This window comes from Bacillus smithii (assembly GCF_001050115.1).
GTDB classification, from domain to species: domain Bacteria; phylum Bacillota; class Bacilli; order Bacillales; family DSM-4216; genus Bacillus_O; species Bacillus_O smithii.
In genome coordinates this window covers 2,181,688-2,203,428 of the sequence record NZ_CP012024.1, presented here as the reverse complement: position 1 = coordinate 2,203,428, position 21,741 = coordinate 2,181,688, and the positions used below count along the sequence as shown (strand labels likewise).

Below are 21,741 nucleotides of genomic sequence, written 5' to 3'. Positions count from 1 at the left end.
CCCTTTTAGGATGGTGAAAAAGATTGCGTGTCTATTCAATGCTTTTCGTCTTCGCTCTCTATTCTTTTGCCTTTTCTGGAACTGTTGTCCAGGCGGAAGGTTCTTCGGATTCTCGTGAACACCCTTCCCAAAAGGAAATGGTGCAAACCCAGCTGGAAAACCTAGGGGTAGATGAGTTGATGAATTACTGGAAAGAAGTAGTCAATGAATATGGCGGATATCTTCCTGAATCTCAAACAGGATCCCTTATGGATTATTTAAAAGGCGAAAAGCAGTTTTCCATCCAAGCATGGTTTTCGGCCATAGTCAAATTTTCTATTCAAGAAGTGTTAAAGAGTGGAAAACTTTTGGGATCGTTGATCGTGCTCACTGTTTTATGTGCCCTTCTGCAATCGCTTCAAAATGCTTTTGAGCAGGGGACCGTCAGCAAAGTGGCGTATGCCGTTGTTTTTATGGTGCTGATTGTCATTGCATTGAATAGTTTTCACATTGCCATTCAATATTCAAAAGAATCGATTGAACGGATGACTCATTTTTCATTGGCTCTTATTCCTTTGCTTCTTGCGCTTATTGCTGCATCGGGGGGAGCTGTTTCCGCTGCCTTTTTCCATCCCGTTATGATCTTTTTAATGAATACGAGCGGGCTGTTTATTCAAAACATTGTGTTTCCCCTGCTTTTTCTATCTGTCGTAGTCAGCATGGTCAGTTTGTTTTCAAAAGAGTATAAAGCCACTCAGCTTGCCTCCTTATTAAGAAATTGGAGCATCGGTCTTTTAGGGATTTTTATGGCCGTTTTTCTGGGGGTCGTTTCCGTTCAAGGGACCGCCACCGCTGTGACGGATGGCCTGGCTGTGAGGACCGCGAAATTTGTAACGGGTAATTTTGTCCCTGTTATCGGACGGATGCTCACAGAAACGGCCGATACCGTCATCAGCGCATCCGTGTTGTTAAAAAATACGGTCGGTATAGCCGGTATGGCGATCATACTCATTATTGCCGCTTTTCCAGCAGTAAAAATTTTGCTCATTGCCTTGATCTATAAGGTGGCCGCCTCTGTTTTGCAGCCGATTGGAGCAGGCCCCGTCATAACTTGCTTAGATATTATGAGCAAAAGCATTCTTTATGTCTTTGCCGCTTTGGCGATTGTTTCCATCATGTTTTTTCTCTGTATTACGATAATTGTGACAGCCGGAAATATCACGATGATGATGCGCTAGGAGGTTGACATGGATTTTTTTGCGAAATGGATTGCCAACATCATTCTTTTGCTTTTATTTGCTGTCACCATCGAAATGCTGCTTCCCTCTTCGACTTATCAAAAATATTTGAAAATCATCGTTGGACTTATTTTAATCGTTGTCCTGTTAACGCCGCTGCTCTCGGTGTTTTCCGGCCAATTCCAGCAAGAAATCGTTTCGGCGATCAAAACGAGCGGCGGAGAAACCTGGGAAGCAGAAAATCAATTGAATCAAAAGAAAAATGAAATACAAGCGTCTCAGCGTGAATATATTTTAAAACAGATGGCTGTCCAATTAAAACATTCGGTGGAAAAGGAGCTGATGAAGAAGTACAAAAAAGAAATTGTGGATATTCAAGTGGAAATGAAAGATCAACATGGGTATAAGCAGGAGGATATAAATAAAATCAAGGTGGTTTTAAAAGACGCAAAAGACGGAATGACAGAATCTGTTCAAGAGGTCAATATCGACATTCACGATTCTCGAAGTTCAAAGCCGCATGAAGAAGAGAAAAAAATCGCTGCTTTTTTAGCCAAACAGTGGGGAGAGGATCCGGAAAAAATCGTGGTACTGGATGAAGAGGGGACGGATGGGCATGGATTCTAAAAACAGTTCTGATAAAAAATGGCTCCCGCTAAAACTAGGCGATGGGAAGAACGATAAGAAAAAGAACAAATTGCTGTTTTTGGTGGTCGCTGCCGTTATTGGAGCCGCCTTGATGGCCGCAAGTGATATGTGGAACAAGAAAAATCAGGCAGTTACGACAACTGTGCAGCCCCCTTCGCAAAAAGATGTGGAAACCTTTGCGACAGATAAGAAAACAAAGCCGAAAAACATCCAAGATTACGAAACTCAGTATGAAAATCAACTAAAAGAAGCACTTGATGAAATGCTGGGCGTCAATAATGTCACGGTTGTCGTAAATGTAGAAGCAACAGAAAAAAAAGTACTGGAAAAAAACACGAAAACCCAAAAGCAAACAACGGAAGAAAAGGATAAACAAGGAGGGAAAAGAACCATTCAAGATGAAACAAAAGAAGAAAACGTGGTGATGGTGCAAAAAGGTGAAACGGATGAACCGCTCGTCGTAGAAACGATGAAACCGAAAATACGCGGGGTTCTAGTTGTAGCGGAAGGAGCAGAAAACATTGAAGTCAAAAAATGGATTATTGAAGCGGTTACGAGGGTATTGGATGTTCCTAGCTACAGAGTGGCCGTAATGCCTAAAAAATAGAAGGAGGATTCTGAAAAATGCTTTTAAAAAAACAGACTGTATGGCTATTAACCATGCTTAGCCTAGTTGTGGTGCTATCGGTATATTACATTACTTCTCCCGAACAGCCGAAAAACGGCGGCGAATTGGCAGAACAAAAACAAACCAATCCAGCAGCGGATGAATCGGCAAAAGATAAATCGGCCAAAAACCATAATGTGGAAGTCATTACGAAATCTGCGGGGGATGAAGCTTTCGAAGCTCTGCGTCTGGAAATTCAAGATGAACGCAGCAAATTGCGGGAAGAGCTGACCAACAAATTAGCTTCCTCTGATTTGTCTCCTGAAGAAAAAAACAAGGCTTATGACGAGATGGAAAAGCTGACGGAAATGGCAACAAAAGAAAATGTTCTTGAAACGCTGATCAAATCGAAAGGATATAAAGATGCGCTGGTTCGCGATGACGGAAAGCAAATATTAATTACAGTAAAATCGAATGAACATTCCGCTAAAGATGCGAACGAGATCATTCACCTTGTTGAAAAAGAAATGGATAATCAATATTTGCCAATTGCCGTGGAATTCCAGCCTTCTAAATAGCATATAAGAACAGTCTATAGGAATGGAAAACGGCGGACGATAAATCAGTGATATTTCTCAATAGATTTTGAGAGAGGGTATGAGGTTTCACTCACCTGATTCATCTATCTTTGCTTATGAACTTGTTTTTCGGATTGTATGAAAAAGTCCTCAAAGCGAGGAATGAAGAAGAAATCTCATTGAAGTCAAAAGGGATTCAAACAACAAATGTTTTCTGAATATTCCGTGTTATGAAATGGAGCCTTGTCATTCATTTTGAGACAAGGTTTTATTTGTGGGCTGAATGATTTTTCAACGTATTTCTGGTTTTCAAAGAGGGGGACATGATCGCCTTATGAAAAAAAGTATTTGAATTTTTTCTTTTCCGAAAAGCAGGATTGTCATTTGTTTTGGCGAAAACTGAAAAAGTCCGGGAGGAAGAAAAACAATCCTGATCTTTATTATTGCATGAAAAACAGCTAAAATAGGGATATTCATGGAAACATGAATAAAGCTGTTCTTGTCTTTTCACAAATTCTTATCGTATGATGTTATTAATTAGGCTTATTATTTAGTCATTATTTAGGAAAGGGTGCTAAAAATGAAAGTCCAAGAAATTAGGGAGCTAATTAAGCTTGTCGATCAATCAAGCATTGACGAGTTTGTATATGAAGAAGACGGCGCTAAAATCCAAATGAAAAAGCGTGCCGGTGTTACATATGTACAGCAAGAGCCTGTTTCTGTTCAACCTGCTGCATCCCTGCAGCCTGCTGCCGCACAAGCAGCGGCGCCAAAAGAACAGGCGGCTGTGGAAAAAGCTTCGACAGAGGCGGCGCAAGAGAAAGCAGAAACATCCAATACGGATTCAGCATTACATAAAATTACATCTCCAATGGTCGGAACGTTTTATCAATCTCCGTCTCCAGACGCTGATCCTTACGTAAAAGTAGGATCAAAAGTACAGAAGAATACAGTGGTTTGCATTATAGAAGCCATGAAGTTATTTAATGAAATAGAGGCAGAAGTAGACGGAGAAATTGTGGAAGTGCTAGTAAAAGACGGGCAATTGGTGGAATATGGGCAACCGTTGTTTCTAGTGAAAACAGAATAAGGAGAGATCGGCATGATAAAAAAACTACTGGTTGCGAACCGTGGGGAAATTGCGGTCCGAATTATTCGCGCTTGTCGGGAATTAGGTATAGAGACCGTCGCCATTTATTCGGAAGCAGATAAAGAAGCGCTCCATGTCCAGCTTGCGGATGAAGCTTATTGCGTTGGTCCGAAGACATCAAAAGAAAGCTATTTGAACATGACGAATATCATCAGCGTAGCCACCTTGACTAACTGTGATGCGATTCACCCTGGATATGGATTTTTGTCGGAAAACGCCGATTTCGCAGAATTATGCCGTGAATGCAATATCACGTTTGTTGGCCCTTCACCGGAAGCCATTTCTAAAATGGGAACGAAAGACGTAGCGAGAGAAACGATGAAAAAAGCCGGTGTTCCAATCGTTCCGGGATCTCATGGGATTATCAAAAACATCGATGAAGCCCTATCACTGGCTGAGGAAATTGGCTATCCTGTGATTATAAAAGCGACCGCAGGCGGTGGCGGAAAAGGCATTCGCGTTGCCAGAAATCCACAGGATCTGGAAAAAGGAATCAATATTACTCAACAAGAAGCGGCTACTGCTTTTGGCAACCCCGGTGTATACATCGAAAAATACATTGAAGATTTCCGTCATGTAGAAATCCAAATTTTGGCGGACCAATACGGCAACGTCATTCATTTAGGTGAACGGGATTGTTCGATACAAAGACGTCTGCAAAAATTGTTGGAAGAATCTCCATCACCTGCTTTAGACGGTGAAATTCGAAAAGAAATGGGAGAAGCGGCCGTGAAAGCGGCAAAGGCGGTTGATTATACAGGAGCCGGTACGATAGAATTTATTTATGATTATCGTAACCGCCAATTTTATTTCATGGAAATGAATACCCGGATTCAAGTGGAGCATCCTGTAACAGAACTGGTTACTGGCGTTGATCTTGTGAAAGAACAAATTCGTATCGCTTCTGGAGAACAACTTTCCCTTAAACAAGAAGACGTGACTTTTCATGGATGGGCGATTGAATGCCGTATCAATGCAGAGAATCCTGAGAAAAATTTCATGCCTTCCCCGGGCATAATCCAAATGTATTTGCCGCCGGGAGGGCTTGGAGTTCGTGTGGATTCCGCTGCGTATCCAGGCTATATGATTCCTCCTTATTACGATTCTATGATCGCCAAATTAATTGCTTACGGCGATACCCGCGAAGAAGCGATCGCCCGGATGAAACGTGCTTTAAGCGAGTTTGTCATTGATGGTGTTCATACAACCATTCCGTTTCATTTGAAATTATTAGCGCATGAAAAGTTCGTGGAAGGAGACTTTAATACAAAGTTTCTTGAGATGTATGATGTGATGAACACATAATATGCCCGGAGGTGCAGAAAATGGTTGAAAATAACCAACTGTTGGAAATGAACAATGATGAAAATGAGCTGGGGAAAATAGAGATTGCGCCTGAAGTCATTGAAGTGATTGCCGGAATTGCCGCTTCTGAAGTAGAGGGCGTTGCTCAAATGCGCGGAAGTTTTGCGTCGGGTGTAGCGGAACGTTTAGGACGGAAAAACCATGGGAAAGGTGTAAAAGTGGAGTTGACAGACGAAAGCATGAAGGTGGACGTCTATTGTGTCGTCCATTTTGGCATCTCCATCCCGTCTGTAGCTCAAAAAGTTCAAGACAGTATTCGCCAGGCGCTGCTCAATATGACATCGCTTGAGGCTGATGAAGTAAATGTCCATATTGTAGGAGTACAATTTGAAACGAAAACGAATGACGGCGAAATTGAACAAGAAGTGTAAAAATAGCTGACCCCATGCCGAGGATCATGTCCCTCCTCATCTTTGTCTGAATAAAGACAACAATTCTTGAGTGATAAGGAGGGGCGGGTCTTTTTGGGTCGGCCTCTTTTTGTACGTGCCGTTATGCGAATGGTCGCTTAATTGGTCGGAACTTCTTTTCTCATTTTTGATTGTCTTGATATAATACCAGCAAGAAATACATAAAAAGAAGGAGAGCACGAATGAACAGAAGAGAAGCGCGCGAAAAAAGTCTGCAAGCGTTATATCAGATCGATGTAAGCGGTGCGGATCCAGCGGAAGCTATCCGAAATGTAGTCCCTGAAGAAGTGGACGACAGTTATGTGCATCAATGTGTACTCGGTACATATGAACATCTGGATGAAATAGATGGCTGCATTAAACAGCATTTGGAAAATTGGTCATTTGACCGCTTGGCAAAAGTCGACCGCAATATTTTAAGATTGGCTGTCTACGAAATGAAATATCGGGAAGATGTTCCCGCCAATGTGGCAATCAATGAGGCAGTAGAAATCGGCAAACGATTTGGAGACGAACGTTCAGGAAAATTTATTAACGGTGTTTTATCAAGAATTAAAAAGTCGCTAGAGAATAAATAGGAGGCGAAAAGCATTGGCAGGCAAACTAATTGATGGGAAAGCGGCGGCAAAGGAAATTCGTGAAGAAATAAAAAAAGAAGTGGATGAATTAAAAGCGCAAGGTGTTGTTCCGGGTCTTGCCGTGATACTGGTCGGAGATGATCCCGCATCCCATACGTATGTAAGGAATAAAGAAAAAGGCTGTAAGGAAGTAGGCATTCATTCGGAAATTTATAAATACCCTGCTGCCATTTCGGAAGCCGAGCTGCTCGATAAAATCCGCGAATTGAATGAGGATAAGCGAATTCATGGCATTCTTGTTCAGCTGCCGCTTCCTGGTCACATTTCCGAATCAAAAGTCATTGACACGATTTCTCCAGAAAAAGATGTCGATGGGTTTCATCCGGTGAACGTTGGGAAAATGGTAATAGGAAAAGAAGGGTTTTTGCCGTGTACCCCATATGGCATTATGAAACTGCTGGAAAGAGAACAGATCGATTTGCAAGGAAAACGGGCAGTTGTCATTGGGCGGAGCAACATTGTTGGAAAGCCTGCCGGACTTTTATTACTTCAGCGTAATGCGACTGTCACTTATTGTCATTCTAAAACAGAAAATCTTTCGTATCATACGAAACAAGCCGATATCATCATAGCGGCAGTTGGAAAAGCGAAATTTTTAAAAGCAGAAGATGTGAAAGAAGGGGCTGTCATCGTTGATGTCGGTATGAACCGCGACGAAAACGGAAAGCTTTGCGGGGACGTTGACTTTGAATCCGTTCGAGAAAAAGCAAGCTTCATTACTCCTGTGCCTGGTGGAGTTGGACCGATGACGATTACGATGTTGCTTTACAATACGGTTCAATCAGCCAAAAGAATGGTAAAAGATCGCATTTCCAATTGATTCATAGTACAATAATAAAAAAGAAGGCTGCCTTCCAGCGATTGGCGTGGAATGCAGCTTTTCTTATGACATTCCGGCAGCCGTAGCCGGGAAAAAGACGAAAAGGTGATTTTTTATGAATCAGCCAGCGTATTTAACGGTGAAGGCATTAACGAAATATCTCAAAAGAAAATTCGATGCGGATCCGTACCTTCGAAACGTCATGGTAAAAGGTGAAATTTCCAATTTCAAACAGCATACGAGCGGACATATGTATTTTACGTTAAAGGACGACCAGGCGAGAATTTTGGCCGTGATGTTTTCCACGATGAATAGACGATTAAAATTTCAACCTGAAAATGGCATGCAAGTGTTAGTTAAAGGGGAAATCACGGTATATGAAGCGAGCGGCCAGTATCAAATTTATGTCAAGGAAATGCAGCCGGACGGGATTGGCGAATTGTTTCTGGCCTTTGAACAATTGAAAGAAAAATTGGAAAAAGAAGGCCTCTTTCGTCCGGAAATAAAGAAAAAAATCCCGTCATTTCCTGCGGCTGTTGGAGTCGTTACTTCTCCGACGGGAGCCGCCATTCGTGATATTATAACGACTATTAAAAGACGATTTCCCATCACTAAAGTATATGTTTATCCGGCGCTTGTTCAAGGAGAAAATGCCGCTAGTTCTGTGGCGAAAGCCATTGCTGAAGCGAATCGCAATGAAGAGATTGATGTCCTGATCGTTGGGCGCGGCGGTGGATCGATCGAAGAGCTATGGGCATTCAATGAAGAAGTGGTGGCCAGAGCCATTCACCATTCCCGCATCCCGGTTATATCCGCCGTCGGACATGAAACGGATTTCACCATCGCGGATTTCGTTGCCGATATGAGAGCGCCGACGCCAACGGGAGCCGCTGAATTGGCCGTACCGCAAATAGAGGACGTATTGGAGAAAGTGTTGACGAAAAAAATGCGCTTGATTCGGGCCGTTTCCGAAAAGGTAAATAGAGAACGAAAACGTTATGAAGCGGTGAAGGATTCTTATGTTTTGCGCAATCCGGCATCGATATACGTTCAGAAAATGGAGAAAGTGGACAGGCTGACGGAAAAATTAATAAGGGAACAGAGATTTCAGTTTCATCGTTTGCAAGATTATTATTCTTATTTGAGCAAACAACTATTCAAACATCATCCGGGAAAACGAATTCAACTAGCTTCAGAAAATGTAGAACATCAGCAGCTTGAGCTTCACAAACAAATGGTTCGCTATTTGAATGAGCATAAGAAAAAGCTGGGAAATACTTTATCGGTTTTTAGCGCCCTCAATCCTATGAAAATTATGGAAAGAGGTTATGGCGTTGTGTTTTCGGAAGATCAAACGGTCATCAAAAGCACCGAACAAGTGGATCGAGGAGACAATATTCAAATCCGTCTTTCAGACGGTCAATTGGATTGCCGAGTAACGGAAGTAAGGAGGGATCATAATGGCAATTGAGCAGGAACTATCATTTGAACAAGCGATGGAACAATTGGAGGACATTGTGAGAAAGCTGGAAGAAGGAAATGTTCCGTTGGAAGAAGCGATTTCAATCTATAAAAAAGGTATGGAACTTTCTAAGCTTTGCCATGATAAATTGCAAGATGCGGAAGAACAGGTAGCAAAGCTCATGACTGAAGAAGGCGAAAGAGAATTTCGCATTCAAGAGGAGGAGTAGAAGACATTGTCCCAATCTACGTTGGCCGATTTTATGAAAGAATACAAACAAAAAATAGAACAGAAATTAAGATTTTATATTTCCTCTTTGGACTCTCCTCCCGTTTTAAAAGAAGCAATGGATTATTCTTTACAGGCGGGCGGAAAAAGAATACGTCCGGTTCTTTTATTTGCTGCTATTAACAGTTTTGGGAAAGACCCTGAAAGGGGAATGGATGCAGCAGCCGCTCTCGAAATGATTCATACTTATTCTTTAATCCATGATGACTTGCCAAGTATGGATGATGACGATTTGCGCCGCGGAAAACCGACGAACCATAAAGTTTACGGAGAGGCAAACGCTATTTTGGCAGGAGATGCGCTATTGACGTACGCTTTTCAAATTATCGCTCAATCACCTGACTTGTATGAAAAAGAAAAAGTGGCTATCATAGAGCAATTGGCTAAAGCGGCGGGACCGGAAGGAATGGTAGCAGGGCAAGTCGCAGATATGGAAGGTGAAAAAAAAGCTCTTACTTTAGAGGAACTAGAAGCCGTTCATAGAAATAAAACCGGGCGATTGATTGCCTTTAGCGTAAGAGCCGGGGCTTTGATCGGCGGGGCAACGGAAGCAGAATTGGCTGTTTTCGAAAGATATGCCTACCACATCGGAATTGCGTTTCAAATTCAAGATGATATATTGGACATAGTCGGCTCAGAGGAAAAACTCGGAAAAAGAGTCGGAAGTGATATAGCGAACCACAAAAATACGTATCCGGCTTTATTAACCGTTAGCGGGGCGAGAGAAAAATTAAAAGAACATGTCCATCAAGCAATAGAAGAGTTGAACCGTTTAAACGTTGAGACAGCTCTTTTAAAAGATATTGCCCTAATGATTGCCACCAGGGACAGCTAATGACGTGAAATTTCCATCATCGGGAGTGTTTGCATCCTTCTCTGATGATGAGTCGAACCAATCGGGTATATACGGTTAGTCTACATTGTTTTTCAATGGAGATTCGAGTCTCTGGATAAAGGGTTACACTATCTCTCAAAATGGTTTGTGGGGTCATTCGTTTTGTGATATGATCAAATACAAAGTGACATTGGCGTCATCGAGATGCTGTTTATTCGCTCAGGTTCCAGTCATATCAATCAATAGAGGCACTGCCGAAAAATGAAGTTTCTCATACGCAAAAAAGCGGATAAGGCTTAGTGGACGGAAGCTTTAGGAAAAGACGGCAGCTGAAAAGCCCGATTTGAATATCGGGATGATGCGGACGTTTAAGCGGTCGAAGAAAAGAGCTGCTGTCATAAAGGTGTGAGCGTTTTTGCCCAACGTTCTTGTGCTTTCCGTTCGATGTATTGAGATTTATTGCTTTGAGTTTTTGAGGCAAGTGCTCCTAAACAAATGGCTTCTTCCAATGTTTAGGAAGCGGTCTTAATGCCTGTTTAAGCAGAATCATTGAAATCTGAACAGAATGAAAGCGAGTGATCCTCTTGGATCTATTATCAATAAAAGACCCTTCTTTTTTACGAAATTTAAGCATACAAGAATTAGAAGCATTAAGTGCTGATATACGTCAATTCCTGATCGAAAAACTTTCTAAAACAGGCGGGCATATCGGACCCAATCTCGGGGTAGTGGAGTTAACCATTGCGCTCCATCGTTGTTTTCAAAGTCCACAGGACAAAATTCTATGGGACGTCGGCCACCAGTCTTATGTCCATAAAATTTTGACGGGACGCGCCGATCAATTTGATACGCTTCGCCAATATAAAGGCCTCTCTGGTTTTCCAAAGCATTCTGAAAGTGAACATGATGTTTGGGAAACGGGCCATAGCTCCACTTCGTTATCTGCAGCGATGGGAATGGCCATTGCCAGAGATTTAAAAAATGAATCGTCTTATATTGTACCCGTTATTGGAGACGGAGCGTTAACAGGAGGAATGGCATTAGAGGCGCTGAATCATATTGGTCACGAAAAAAAAGACATGATCGTCGTCTTAAATGACAATGAAATGTCGATCGCTCCAAATGTAGGCGCTCTTCACAGTATGTTGGGCAGATTGCGAACAGCGGGGAAATATAATCGAGTGAAGGACGAATTAGAACAATTATTGAAAAAAATCCCGGCTGTAGGCGGAAAGATTGCCCAAACGGCTGAGAGGTTAAAAGACAGCTTGAAATATTTGGTTGTCAATGGCGTTTTTTTTGAAGAACTCGGATTCAAATATTTTGGTCCGATTAACGGCCACGATTTTCATGAATTGATTGAAAATATTCAGTATGCCAAAAAAACAAAGGGACCTGTGCTTCTTCACGTCATTACGAAAAAAGGGAAAGGGTACCAGCCTGCCGAGTCGGACAGAAAAGGAACATGGCATGGAACCGGACCATATAAGATTGAAACAGGGGATATCATCAAACCGGTAGATGCTCCTCCGGCTTGGAGTGCAGTGGTCAGTGAAACCGTCCGAAAATTGGCCAGAACGGACAAACGAATTGTGGCGATTACTCCGGCAATGCCGGTCGGATCGAAATTGCTTGGGTTTGCCGAAGAATTTCCGGATCGGATGTTTGATGTTGGAATTGCAGAGCAGCATGCAGCCACGATGGCCGCCGGTTTGGCTACACAAGGCATGAAACCTTATTTAGCTATATATTCCACCTTTTTGCAAAGAGCATATGACCAGGTAGTTCATGATATATGCCGTCCTAATTTGAATGTGTTCATTGGTATTGACCGCGCCGGACTTGTGGGCGCAGACGGGGAAACGCATCAAGGCGTCTTTGATATTGCCTTTTTAAGGAGCTTGCCTAATCTTGTTTTAATGATGCCAAAGGACGAAAATGAAGGCCAAAACATGGTGTATACCGCGTTGCAATATGATGATGGCCCCATTGCGATGAGATTCCCCCGCGGAAACGGGCTAGGCGTACCAATGGACGAGGAATTTACAGCCATTCCGATTGGAACATGGGAAGTGTTGAAAGAGGGCAAAGATGCGGCTATTCTTACTTTTGGCACGACCATTCCTATGGCATTGGAGGCAGCGAAAGAATTGGAGAAGCAGGGGCAGTCTGTCAAAGTGGTCAATGCCCGCTTTATTAAGCCGCTTGATGAAGAGATGCTGCTCTCGATTTTAAAGGAAAACATCCCTATTCTCACGATCGAAGAAGCGGTTCTTCAAGGGGGATTTGGAAGCGCGGTGATGGAATTTGCCCACGACCGTGGTTTCCACCATACCGTCATTGAACGCATGGGAATACCGGACCGTTTTATTGAACATGGCAGTGTCAACAAGTTGCTGGAAGAAATGGATCTTACTTTTGAACATGCAGTGAAGATTCTTCATTCCATCATTCCAGAAAAAAAGAAAAGGGCTTGATTATGAAAGTAAAAAAACAGCGACTAGATGTGCTACTTGTGGAAAGAGGATTAATAGAGACAAGAGAAAAAGCAAAAAGAGCAATCATGGCGGGAACCGTTTTCTCCAACGAGACTAGGCTTGAAAAACCGGGAGACAAGGTTCCGGAGGACATTCCTTTAGAAATAAAGGGAAATCCGTTGCCATATGTTAGCCGTGGAGGTTTAAAGCTAGAAAAAGCGTTAAAAGAATTTGATGTGGATATAAAAGGAAAAATTTTATTGGATATCGGAGCTTCTACCGGAGGATTTACGGATTGTGCTCTTCAAAACGGAGCAAAAATGTCGTATGCATTGGACGTCGGATATAATCAATTAGCATGGAAATTGAGAAAAGATGAACGCGTAGTGGTCATGGAACGTACTAATTTTCGCTATGTACAGCCGGAAAATTTTACAAAAGGCTTGCCTAATTTTGCTACCATTGATGTTTCATTTATCTCATTGCGATTGATTTTTCCGGTGTTGAAAAAAGTGCTGGTGCCTTCCAGTGATTGCATTGCCTTAATTAAACCGCAGTTTGAAGCGGGAAGGGAACAAGTAGGAAAAAAAGGAATCGTTCGTGATCCTCGCGTTCATCAAGAAGTAATCGAACAAACAATCGATTTTGCTGCCAAAGAAGGATATATAGTCAAAAATTTATCGTACTCTCCCATTACAGGAGGAGACGGAAATATTGAATTTTTGCTCCATCTTTTTTGGCCGGGAGAGAGCCGATCGATCGAGCAAGAGGATCAAAAATATCCTTTTTCGATTGAATCGATCGTAAAAGAAGCTCACGAGCAGTTCAAAAAATCGAAAGATCCATCTTAAAAACAGGAGACGGACGGAATTGCCTTGCTTCCGGGAGGCGGCCGGGTCTCCTTTTCAGTGTAATGGCGGCTCTTTAATGGTAGGCCGTTTTTCTTTTTGTTTTCGCATATTTGTTTTACACAACAGGAGATACTACAATACAGATTCTCGGCATCGGCCTTTAGAAAAGAACGCGGCAGACCCGGATGCCCGGGCGAAGAACTATGACTATACTTCCTCGTTCATTTAATATATGATAAATGTATAAACAAGCATGTTTATACAAAGTTTATGGGGTGTTATACATGAATAAAGGACAACGCCATATTAAAATTCGCGAATTTATTGCACATCATGATATTGAGACTCAAGACGAGCTTGTTGAATATTTGCGAAAAGCAGGATTTAATGTTACGCAGGCGACTGTTTCCAGAGATATAAAAGAATTGCACCTTGTCAAAGTGCCATTGCCGGATGGCAGATACAAATACAGTCTTCCGGCTGATCAGCGTTTTAATCCGTTGCAAAAATTGAAAAGAGCTTTGCTTGACGCTTTTGTCAGCATTGATTCCGCAGGGCATTTTGTGGTGTTGAAAACGCTCCCCGGCAATGCTCATGCTGTAGGAGCTCTGCTTGATAATTTAGATTGGGAAGAAATTTTGGGAACCATCTGCGGCGACGACACTTGCTTAATTATTTGCAGAGAACCGGAACATACAGAGTTGTTGAAAAAACGATTTCTGGAAATGTTGTAATAACAGGTTTGGAGGGATGTAATTGCTGCAAGAATTATCCATCCACAATTTTGCCATTATCGATGAACTTTCCCTCTCCCTCGATAAAGGATTGACGGTTTTAACCGGTGAAACCGGGGCCGGTAAATCGATTATTATTGATGCCATCTCGCTGTTGATAGGCGGAAGAGGTTCTGCTGAATTTGTCCGGCACGGAGAAAAAAAGGCAGAAATTGAAGGGTTGTTTTTGCTGGATAATCCCGATCATCCTTGTTATCAAAAAGCAGAGGAATTGGGAATCGACATTGAAGATGGAATGATTGTCCTTCGCCGGGAGATTTCGACTTCTGGAAAAAGTGTCTGCCGAATTAATGGGAAGCTGGTCACGATATCCATTTTGAGGGAGATTGGCGCCTCCCTCGTCGATATTCATGGTCAGCATGAGCATCAAGAACTGTTAAATCCCGCTCTCCATTTGCAATTGCTGGACGAATTTGCAGGCAAAGAATTGGAGAAAGCCAAGATGAGCTATCAAGAGCTGTATGAGCAATACGTAAAAACGAAACAAAGAATTAGCCAATTAAGCGAGAATGAACAAGAGATGGCTCATCGACTCGATCTCATTCAATTCCAACTGAATGAAATTCAAAGCGCTGACTTGCAGCTGAATGAAGATGAAAAGCTGCTGAATGAAAAACGAAAACTTTCCAATTATGAAAAGTTATATGAAGCCATTACGACAAGCTACGATGGCCTGCAAGGGGAAGGAAAAGGACTCGATTGGGTCGGCCTTGTCATGAGCTATTTAGAGACAGCTGCTGAACTGGATAGTGAATACGAACCCGTTTATAAAAATGTGTCAAACGCTTATTATATGCTGGAAGACGCAGCAAGGCAAATCAGCGGAGAAATGGATACGATCGAATTTGATCCTAACAGATTAAATGAAATTGAAGCCCGATTGAATGAAATCAATCTTCTGAAAAGAAAATACGGACAAAGCATTGAAGAGATTTTGGAGTACGGGGCCAAAATAGAAGAAGAGATCGAAACTTTAACCCATAAAGAAACCAGGCTCGAGGATTTGGAAAAAAAATTAACGTCCATCAAACAAGATCTGTTATTGGAAGCGAAAAACTTGAGCAATTTGCGCAAAAAATGGGCAGAAACACTGACTGAAGCGATTCACCACGAATTAAAACAGCTTTATATGGACAAGACTGTATTTGAAATTCGATTCCTACCTGTGGAAGAAGACACATTCCATAAAGACGGGATCGATCAAGTGGAATTTTATATTTCTACCAATCCGGGCGAACCCTTGAAACCTTTAGCAAAAGTGGCTTCTGGAGGAGAATTGTCGCGGATTATGCTGGCGTTGAAAACGATTTTCTCCAGCCACCAAGGGGTTACTTCCATCATATTTGATGAAGTGGATACAGGGGTTAGCGGCCGCGTCGCACAGGCGATCGGCGAAAAAATTTATCAAGTATCTGTTCAATCCCAAGTTCTGTGCATTTCTCATCTGCCGCAGGTCGCGGCCATGGCGGACACTCATTTATATATTTCCAAAGAGACCGACAAAGGACGGACTAGAACGTCTGTCAAACCGTTGGAATATGAAGAAAAAGTAAAAGAGATCGGCCGGATGATTTCGGGAGTAGAAATGACCACTTTGACGAAGCAGCATGCAAAGGAACTGCTTGACTTGGCCAAATCCATTAAACAAGTTTGAAAAGCTATCCTAAATTGGATAGCTTTTTGCTGTTTACACAGTTATAAATCCATTCCGGAAAGGTCAAATTAAAAGTGTAGCCTAATAAGAAGCGAGGAGAGTGAAAAGATGAGTTTGGATCGTCTAAGGAAAATAATTGGTGGAATTCTCCTTGTTTCTTTGATCATGGCTTTGGTGTGTCAGCCTGTTGAAAAATACATGTCCATACCAAAATCGATATCTTTGCCAGAAGGAGAACAAATTTCTTTCGGCAAATCTCAAGCAGTGAGTGCATTTGCTTCTTCAAAGGACCATGTTGATGTTCATAATCGAAAAAGTGCGTTTTCTATAAAAGGAAAGGATATAGGAAAAGAAGAAGTATTGCTGGAATATGCAGGATTTCCAATGAAAAAAGTGGATATACGAGTAGTCAAAAACATTAAAATCATACCCGGCGGCCAATCGATAGGGGTAAAATTAAATTCGCTAGGCGTCCTCGTCGTAGGTCATCACTTGGTAGATTCTGCATCTGGGAAAAAATCACCTGGTGAGGAAGCCGGTATTCGAGTCGGTGACATTATAACGGAAATCAATGGTCACCCCGTAGAAAAATTAAACGATATTTCTCGATTAATAAAGCATGCCGGCATTGAAAAAAAGCCGCTGGAAGTCATAGTGATAAGAGATAACCAAAAAATCAAAACAAAACTTCTTCCACTAAAAGACAAAAACGAAAATACCTACAAACTGGGGCTTTATATCCGAGATTCAGCAGCAGGAATCGGTACGATGACCTTTTATGATCCAAAAACAAAAAAATATGGCGCTTTGGGTCATGTCATTTCCGATATGGATACAAAAAAACCGATCCTTGTTCATGATGGCAATATTGTACGATCGACCGTGACTTCTATTGAAAAAGGACGTCATGGCGATCCTGGAGAAAAGTTAGCCCAGTTTTCAGAAGATCGCCAAACGATCGGCGATATTCGCAAAAACAGCTCGTTTGGCATTTTCGGCAAATTAAATCAAAATATCTCGAATGGAGTATTAAACAAGCCGATGCCAGTGGCTTTATCTTATCAAGTAAAAGAAGGACCGGCTAAAATATTGACGGTTTTAAATGGTGAAAAAGTGGAATCTTATGATATTGAAATTGTCAGCACGATTCCGCAAAAATATCCCGCTACCAAAGGAATGGTGATCAAAATAACCGACCCGAGACTACTCGATAAAACAGGTGGAATTGTTCAAGGGATGAGCGGGAGCCCCATTATACAAGATGGAAAAATTGTGGGTGCCGTAACCCATGTTTTTGTCAACGATCCAACTTCCGGCTATGGCGTTCACATTGAATGGATGTTGCATGAAGCGGGGATCGATATTTACGGAAATAAAAATAAAAAAGCAGCAAGTTAAAAACCAGATGGAGCAATCCACCTGGTTTTTTCTTTTCAAAAACGAAAACTGCTAAAATCTTCATTAAAAATTTGAAAACTTAAAGGATTTTTTTTGGATTTGTCGAAAAAATAATTCAGAGAATGAATATAATGAGAAATATAAAAGAGAGAAATCAGGATTGAGGAGGAAACCTGTAGTGAAAAAAATAAAAGTGGCTGTTGTTGACGATAATCGCGAATTGGTGAATTTGTTGGTAGACGCTATTTCTTCTCAAGAAGATATGGAAGTAGCGGGGGTTGCTTACAATGGACATGATTGCTTGGAAATGCTCCCAAGAACGGCTCCCGATGTGTTAATATTGGATATTATCATGCCTCATTTTGATGGATTGGCTGTACTGGAAAGTATCAGAGAGAATCCTTTGGAGAAAACGCCGAATGTCATTATGCTAACAGCTTTTGGACAGGAAGATGTGACGAAAAAAGCTGTTGAATTAGGAGCTTCTTATTTTATTTTAAAGCCTTTTGATATGGAAAATTTGATCAGCCATATTCGTCAAGTAAGCGGATCAGCACCATCGATTCTAAAAAAATCCACTCATTTTTCCCGAATGGCCTCCGAGCAAAAGCCGAAAAATTTAGATGCAAGCATTACGAGCATTATTCATGAAATTGGTGTGCCGGCTCATATTAAAGGCTATTTATATTTGCGCGAAGCCATCGCAATGGTGTACAACGACATTGAACTGCTGGGATCCATTACCAAAATCCTGTATCCGGATATCGCTAAGAAATACAATACGACCGCAAGCCGAGTGGAGCGGGCGATCCGTCATGCCATCGAAGTTGCTTGGAGCCGTGGAAATATAGAATCCATTTCTTCTTTATTTGGTTATACGGTGAGCATGTCGAAAGCAAAACCTACGAACAGTGAGTTTATCGCGATGGTAGCCGATAAGCTGAGATTGGAGCATAAAGCTTCTTAAATATCCGTTTGGACGATCATTTTAACGATCGTTGCAATGTCTGATCCATTTTTACTCAGCGTTAAAGACTTCTTTCATTTTTATGTATGAACATTCTTTTTTGGTCAAATGGTAAGCCTCTGAAAGAATGTTCTTTTTTGTTCCAAAGGAAAAATGGATTAAGGGGATGAGTGGGTCGTGACTCTCATATTTGCCCATAGAGGGTTTTCCAGCATTGAGCCGGAAAATACGATGTCGGCTTTTCAAGAAGCGGAAAAATGCGGTGCTGATGGAATCGAATTAGATGTGCAATTGACAAAAGACGGCGAAGTAGTGGTTATTCATGATGAAAAGGTGGATCGTACCACCAATGGAAAAGGGTATGTAAAAGATTACACGTTGAGCGAGCTGCAGCAATTGAACGCACACTATATTTTTAAAAAACAGAACGAAAAAGTGCGAATTCCAACGTTAAAAGAAGTGTTTGACTGGTTGGCCGGAAATCATTTGATTTGCAATGTAGAAATAAAAAGCCACGAATTTCAGCAATTCCATTTAGAGGAAAAAGTCATTGCATTCATCCGCCGCTATGGATTTGAAAAACGAGTGATTCTTTCTTCTTTTAATCATTACTCGATCGTTCATTGTTATCGGCTGGCGCCCGATGTGGAAACGGCCCTTTTGTATTCCTACGGGATATATTTACCGTGGGTCTATGCGAAAGGATTACATGCAAGAGCCATTCATCCCCATTATCAGACATTAACGGAAGAAATCGTTCAAATGTCCCGTCAAAATGGAATTAAAGTACGTCCTTATACCGTTAACCGTGAGAAAGACATGAAACGCCTTTTTGCGATGGGGTGTGACGCCATTATCACGGACGAACCGAAGAAAGCACTCCGGTTGCGGCAAAGTGATGGCCAATCGTTTTCATCATAAAAAAAGAACGACAATGTGGATATTTTATATACTCAATGGAAATGGATTAGATCAGTTAAATGAAACGGCTTCGAGGGAAACATTCCCTTGAAGCCGCTAATCTTGTTTGTGGACAATCTTTTCAAGCAAAATCCATTTTGCGAACACGAAGAGCAAGATGGTCATTCATGAATCCATTCTTTTTATCTTTTTTGGAATCGTTTTTGTACTTTGTTTCTTTTACGGTCGCGGTAAAAAACAAAACCCCCTACAAACGAAAGCCCGGCTCCAAACAGTAAAAAGCCGATAAGAAATTGCAGCCATAATGAAAGAAAGGGCGGGTGTAGAATACCGAATACCGTATCTCTCATCCACTTTATTCCCAGACCCGCAAGAAGCGCGGGAATGACCAATATTAATAGCGCAAAAATACGAGCCATGACTTTCTCCCCTTTTTGTCCGTATGACCAAATAGTATCCAACTTTTCGAAATTGTCAAGCGGATATTTTCCATTAAAATGTAAAAGATGAAAAAACCTCTCAAAGCGTGGTGAAGCGACATTGCAAAAGGTGTTAATTGTCGGTGCAGGAAGAGGCGGAATGACGATCTTAAAATTTCTTCGGGAAACATCGCTGTTTCAAATAGCGGCCATTGTCGATATCCATGAGAATGCTCCGGGTATGAAATGGGCCAGAAAGATGGGGATACGGACAGAATCTGATTGGAAGCCGCTTTTAACGGATGAAATCGGAATGGCTGTCGAAGTGACAGGGGATGAAAAGGTACTTCAAGAGATGAAAGAAGTGTGCGGAAAGCAAACGGTCTTGATTCCCGGCAATATCGCTCATATGATGGCCCGTCTGTTGCAAGAAAAAGAATCGCTCATTCTCCAGCTGAAAAATGAACAAAATAAGCATAATGTCATTTTTGATTCCACAGATGAAGGAATGGTTGGAATTGATCTTCGCGAAAAAATTATTCTCTACAATAAAAGCGCGGAACGAATCATCGGAATCAAAAAAGAACAAGCGATAGGAACTCCCGTACGGCAAATCATTCCCACAAGCCGGCTTCCTCGTATATTAAGGACAAAAAAAGCGGAAGTCAATCGAGAACAAATATTGGCGAACGGCTTGAAAATTATTACGACGCGAATACCGATGATGGACGAAAATCAAAATATGATGGGAGCGTTCGCTGTCTTTCGGGATATTACGGAAGTAATGAACCTCGCCGAAGAGATCACCAATTTAAAAGAATTTCAAACCATGCTCGAAGCGATTATCCATTCAAGCGACGATGCCATTTCCGTAGTGGATGAAAAAGGAAGAGGCATTTTAATCAATCCTGCCTACACAAGAATCACGGGTTTAACGGAAGAACAGGTGATCGGAAAACCGGCCAATGCGGACATATCCGAAGGGGAAAGCGTCCATATGGAGGTATTGAAGAAACGAAAACCGGTTCGAGGAGTGAAAATGAAGGTTGGTCCGAAACGGAAAGAAGTAGTGGTGAATGTAGCGCCTATTATTGTCAATGGCACCCTGAAAGGAAGCGTCGGTGTGATCCATGATGTTTCAGAAATACAGGCGTTGACTCAAGAATTAAATCGGGCTAGACAAATTATTCGTACGTTGGAAGCGAAATATACGTTTGAAGACATTGTGGGTGAATCAGAAGAAATCAAATTCGCGATTGAACAGGCCAAGCTAGGTGCGAATACCCCTGCTACCGTACTATTAAGAGGGGAGTCGGGCACAGGAAAAGAATTGTTTGCCCACGCCATACATAATGCCAGTGATCGCCGCTACAATAAGTTTGTCCGCGTGAATTGCGCTGCGATATCGGAAACGTTGTTGGAAAGTGAATTATTTGGCTACGAAGAAGGAGCTTTTTCCGGTGCGAAAAGAGGGGGCAAGATTGGACTGTTTGAAGAAGCAAATAACGGCAGCATTTTCCTGGATGAAGTTGGAGAATTAAGCCCGAATACACAAGCCAAATTATTAAGAGTTCTTCAAGAACAAGAAATTGTTCGTGTAGGCGGCACAAAACCTATTCCCATTAATGTTCGGGTGATTGCCGCGACAAACGTTTCTTTAGAAAAAGGCATTGCGGAAGGAACATTCAGGGAAGATTTATATTATCGTTTAAATCGAATGCCCATTCAAATCCCTCCATTGCGCCGAAGGAAGACGGATATTCCATTGCTTTGCCGATACTTGCTGGCAAAAATCAACCAAGATTACGGACGAAATGTGGAAAGAATTTCTTCGGAAGCAATGAAAAAGTTAATGGATTATGACTGGCCAGGGAATGTAAGAGAACTAGAAAACGTATTGGGAAGAGCTGTGATTTTTATGAATTATCATGAGACGATGATGGATGTCGATCATTTATTCTTTTTGCAATCCCAGCCAAAAGAATATCCTCTTGAATCCCCGATTCATGGCTTAAAAAAAGGGACAACCCTATCTTCTTTGATGGATGAATATGAAAAAAACATTATTCAAGAAACGCTTATGCAGACGGGAGGAAACAAAACCGAAGCTGCGAAAAGGTTAGGAATTTCCATTCGTAATTTGTATTACAAAATTGCAAAGTACAAACTGCAATAATTTGCATGCAAATGATGACACTTTTGCAAGAAAAGGCAAAATCAAGGGGAAAGGACGACTGGAAAA

Annotated in this window: 21 protein-coding genes; 20 read left to right on the top strand and 1 reads right to left on the bottom strand. The window is 41.7% G+C overall.

What is annotated here, in order from left to right:
• Positions 1–23 precede the first annotated feature (23 nt).
• The 19 genes from spoIIIAE (at position 24) to BSM4216_RS10225 (ending at position 19,080) form a co-directional block, all read left to right on the top strand.
• Complete coding sequence (gene spoIIIAE, locus BSM4216_RS10315; RefSeq protein WP_082142309.1) at positions 24–1,217, top strand: stage III sporulation protein AE; 1,194 nt, start codon at positions 24–26, stop codon at positions 1,215–1,217.
• 9 nt (positions 1,218–1,226) lie between these two features.
• A complete protein-coding gene (gene spoIIIAF, locus BSM4216_RS10310) occupies positions 1,227–1,844 on the top strand; it encodes a stage III sporulation protein AF (RefSeq protein WP_048623663.1) in 618 nt (205 codons plus the stop codon).
• Entirely contained in the window at positions 1,828–2,472 is a 645-nt protein-coding gene (gene spoIIIAG, locus BSM4216_RS10305; RefSeq protein WP_003355299.1) for a stage III sporulation protein AG, read from the top strand. The genes spoIIIAF and spoIIIAG overlap by 17 nt, the downstream gene beginning before the upstream one ends.
• Before the next feature lie 17 nt (positions 2,473–2,489).
• The gene (locus BSM4216_RS10300) at positions 2,490–3,050 is read left to right on the top strand and encodes a SpoIIIAH-like family protein (RefSeq protein WP_048623662.1); all 561 of its coding nucleotides are present in this window, start codon (positions 2,490–2,492) and stop codon (positions 3,048–3,050) included.
• A 580-nt stretch (positions 3,051–3,630) separates the two neighbouring features.
• Positions 3,631–4,140, top strand: a complete 510-nt coding sequence (gene accB / locus BSM4216_RS10295; RefSeq protein WP_003355297.1) for an acetyl-CoA carboxylase biotin carboxyl carrier protein — start codon at positions 3,631–3,633, stop codon at positions 4,138–4,140.
• Between the two features lie 12 nt (positions 4,141–4,152).
• Positions 4,153–5,505, top strand: a complete 1,353-nt coding sequence (accC, locus tag BSM4216_RS10290) for an acetyl-CoA carboxylase biotin carboxylase subunit (protein WP_048623661.1) — start codon at positions 4,153–4,155, stop codon at positions 5,503–5,505.
• A 20-nt stretch (positions 5,506–5,525) separates the two neighbouring features.
• Positions 5,526–5,936, top strand: coding sequence for an Asp23/Gls24 family envelope stress response protein (locus BSM4216_RS10285; protein ID WP_003355295.1), 411 nt, complete (start codon positions 5,526–5,528; stop codon positions 5,934–5,936).
• Between the two features lie 221 nt (positions 5,937–6,157).
• Entirely contained in the window at positions 6,158–6,553 is a 396-nt protein-coding gene (nusB, locus tag BSM4216_RS10280) for a transcription antitermination factor NusB (RefSeq protein WP_048623660.1), read from the top strand.
• Between the two features lie 13 nt (positions 6,554–6,566).
• Positions 6,567–7,433 (top strand): bifunctional methylenetetrahydrofolate dehydrogenase/methenyltetrahydrofolate cyclohydrolase FolD, encoded by an 867-nt coding sequence (folD, locus tag BSM4216_RS10275; protein WP_048623659.1) that lies wholly within the window; start codon positions 6,567–6,569, stop codon positions 7,431–7,433.
• A 115-nt stretch (positions 7,434–7,548) separates the two neighbouring features.
• Complete coding sequence (gene xseA, locus BSM4216_RS10270; protein ID WP_048623658.1) at positions 7,549–8,904, top strand: exodeoxyribonuclease VII large subunit; 1,356 nt, start codon at positions 7,549–7,551, stop codon at positions 8,902–8,904.
• Positions 8,894–9,124, top strand: a complete 231-nt coding sequence (xseB, locus tag BSM4216_RS10265) for an exodeoxyribonuclease VII small subunit (RefSeq protein WP_003355290.1) — start codon at positions 8,894–8,896, stop codon at positions 9,122–9,124. The genes xseA and xseB overlap by 11 nt, the downstream gene beginning before the upstream one ends.
• A 6-nt stretch (positions 9,125–9,130) precedes the next feature.
• Positions 9,131–10,018, top strand: coding sequence for a polyprenyl synthetase family protein (locus BSM4216_RS10260; protein WP_048623657.1), 888 nt, complete (start codon positions 9,131–9,133; stop codon positions 10,016–10,018).
• A 584-nt stretch (positions 10,019–10,602) separates the two neighbouring features.
• Complete coding sequence (gene dxs, locus BSM4216_RS10255) at positions 10,603–12,495, top strand: 1-deoxy-D-xylulose-5-phosphate synthase (protein ID WP_048624491.1); 1,893 nt, start codon at positions 10,603–10,605, stop codon at positions 12,493–12,495.
• A 2-nt stretch (positions 12,496–12,497) separates the two neighbouring features.
• Positions 12,498–13,346: a TlyA family RNA methyltransferase gene (locus BSM4216_RS10250; protein WP_003355287.1), complete on the top strand. Its 849-nt coding sequence runs from the start codon at positions 12,498–12,500 to the stop codon at positions 13,344–13,346.
• Between the two features lie 284 nt (positions 13,347–13,630).
• Positions 13,631–14,080, top strand: coding sequence for a transcriptional regulator AhrC/ArgR (ahrC, locus tag BSM4216_RS10245; RefSeq protein WP_040341761.1), 450 nt, complete (start codon positions 13,631–13,633; stop codon positions 14,078–14,080).
• Positions 14,081–14,102: 22 nt separating this feature from the next.
• A complete protein-coding gene (recN, locus tag BSM4216_RS10240) occupies positions 14,103–15,794 on the top strand; it encodes a DNA repair protein RecN (protein WP_048623656.1) in 1,692 nt (563 codons plus the stop codon).
• A gap of 108 nt (positions 15,795–15,902) precedes the next feature.
• A complete protein-coding gene (gene spoIVB / locus BSM4216_RS10235) occupies positions 15,903–17,192 on the top strand; it encodes a SpoIVB peptidase (RefSeq protein ID WP_048623655.1) in 1,290 nt (429 codons plus the stop codon).
• A 178-nt stretch (positions 17,193–17,370) separates the two neighbouring features.
• Positions 17,371–18,159, top strand: coding sequence for a sporulation transcription factor Spo0A (gene spo0A, locus BSM4216_RS10230; protein ID WP_003355282.1), 789 nt, complete (start codon positions 17,371–17,373; stop codon positions 18,157–18,159).
• A 177-nt stretch (positions 18,160–18,336) separates the two neighbouring features.
• A complete protein-coding gene (locus BSM4216_RS10225) occupies positions 18,337–19,080 on the top strand; it encodes a glycerophosphodiester phosphodiesterase (protein ID WP_003355281.1) in 744 nt (247 codons plus the stop codon).
• A 182-nt stretch (positions 19,081–19,262) separates the two neighbouring features.
• Here BSM4216_RS10225 and BSM4216_RS10220 read toward each other — a convergent pair whose 3' ends face one another.
• A complete protein-coding gene (locus tag BSM4216_RS10220) occupies positions 19,263–19,499 on the bottom strand; it encodes a DUF2627 domain-containing protein (protein ID WP_003355280.1) in 237 nt (78 codons plus the stop codon).
• A 121-nt stretch (positions 19,500–19,620) separates the two neighbouring features.
• Here BSM4216_RS10220 and BSM4216_RS10215 point away from each other — a divergent pair, with 121 nt between their 5' ends.
• Entirely contained in the window at positions 19,621–21,675 is a 2,055-nt protein-coding gene (locus tag BSM4216_RS10215; RefSeq protein ID WP_048623654.1) for a sigma-54-dependent Fis family transcriptional regulator, read from the top strand.
• Positions 21,676–21,741 lie beyond the last annotated feature (66 nt).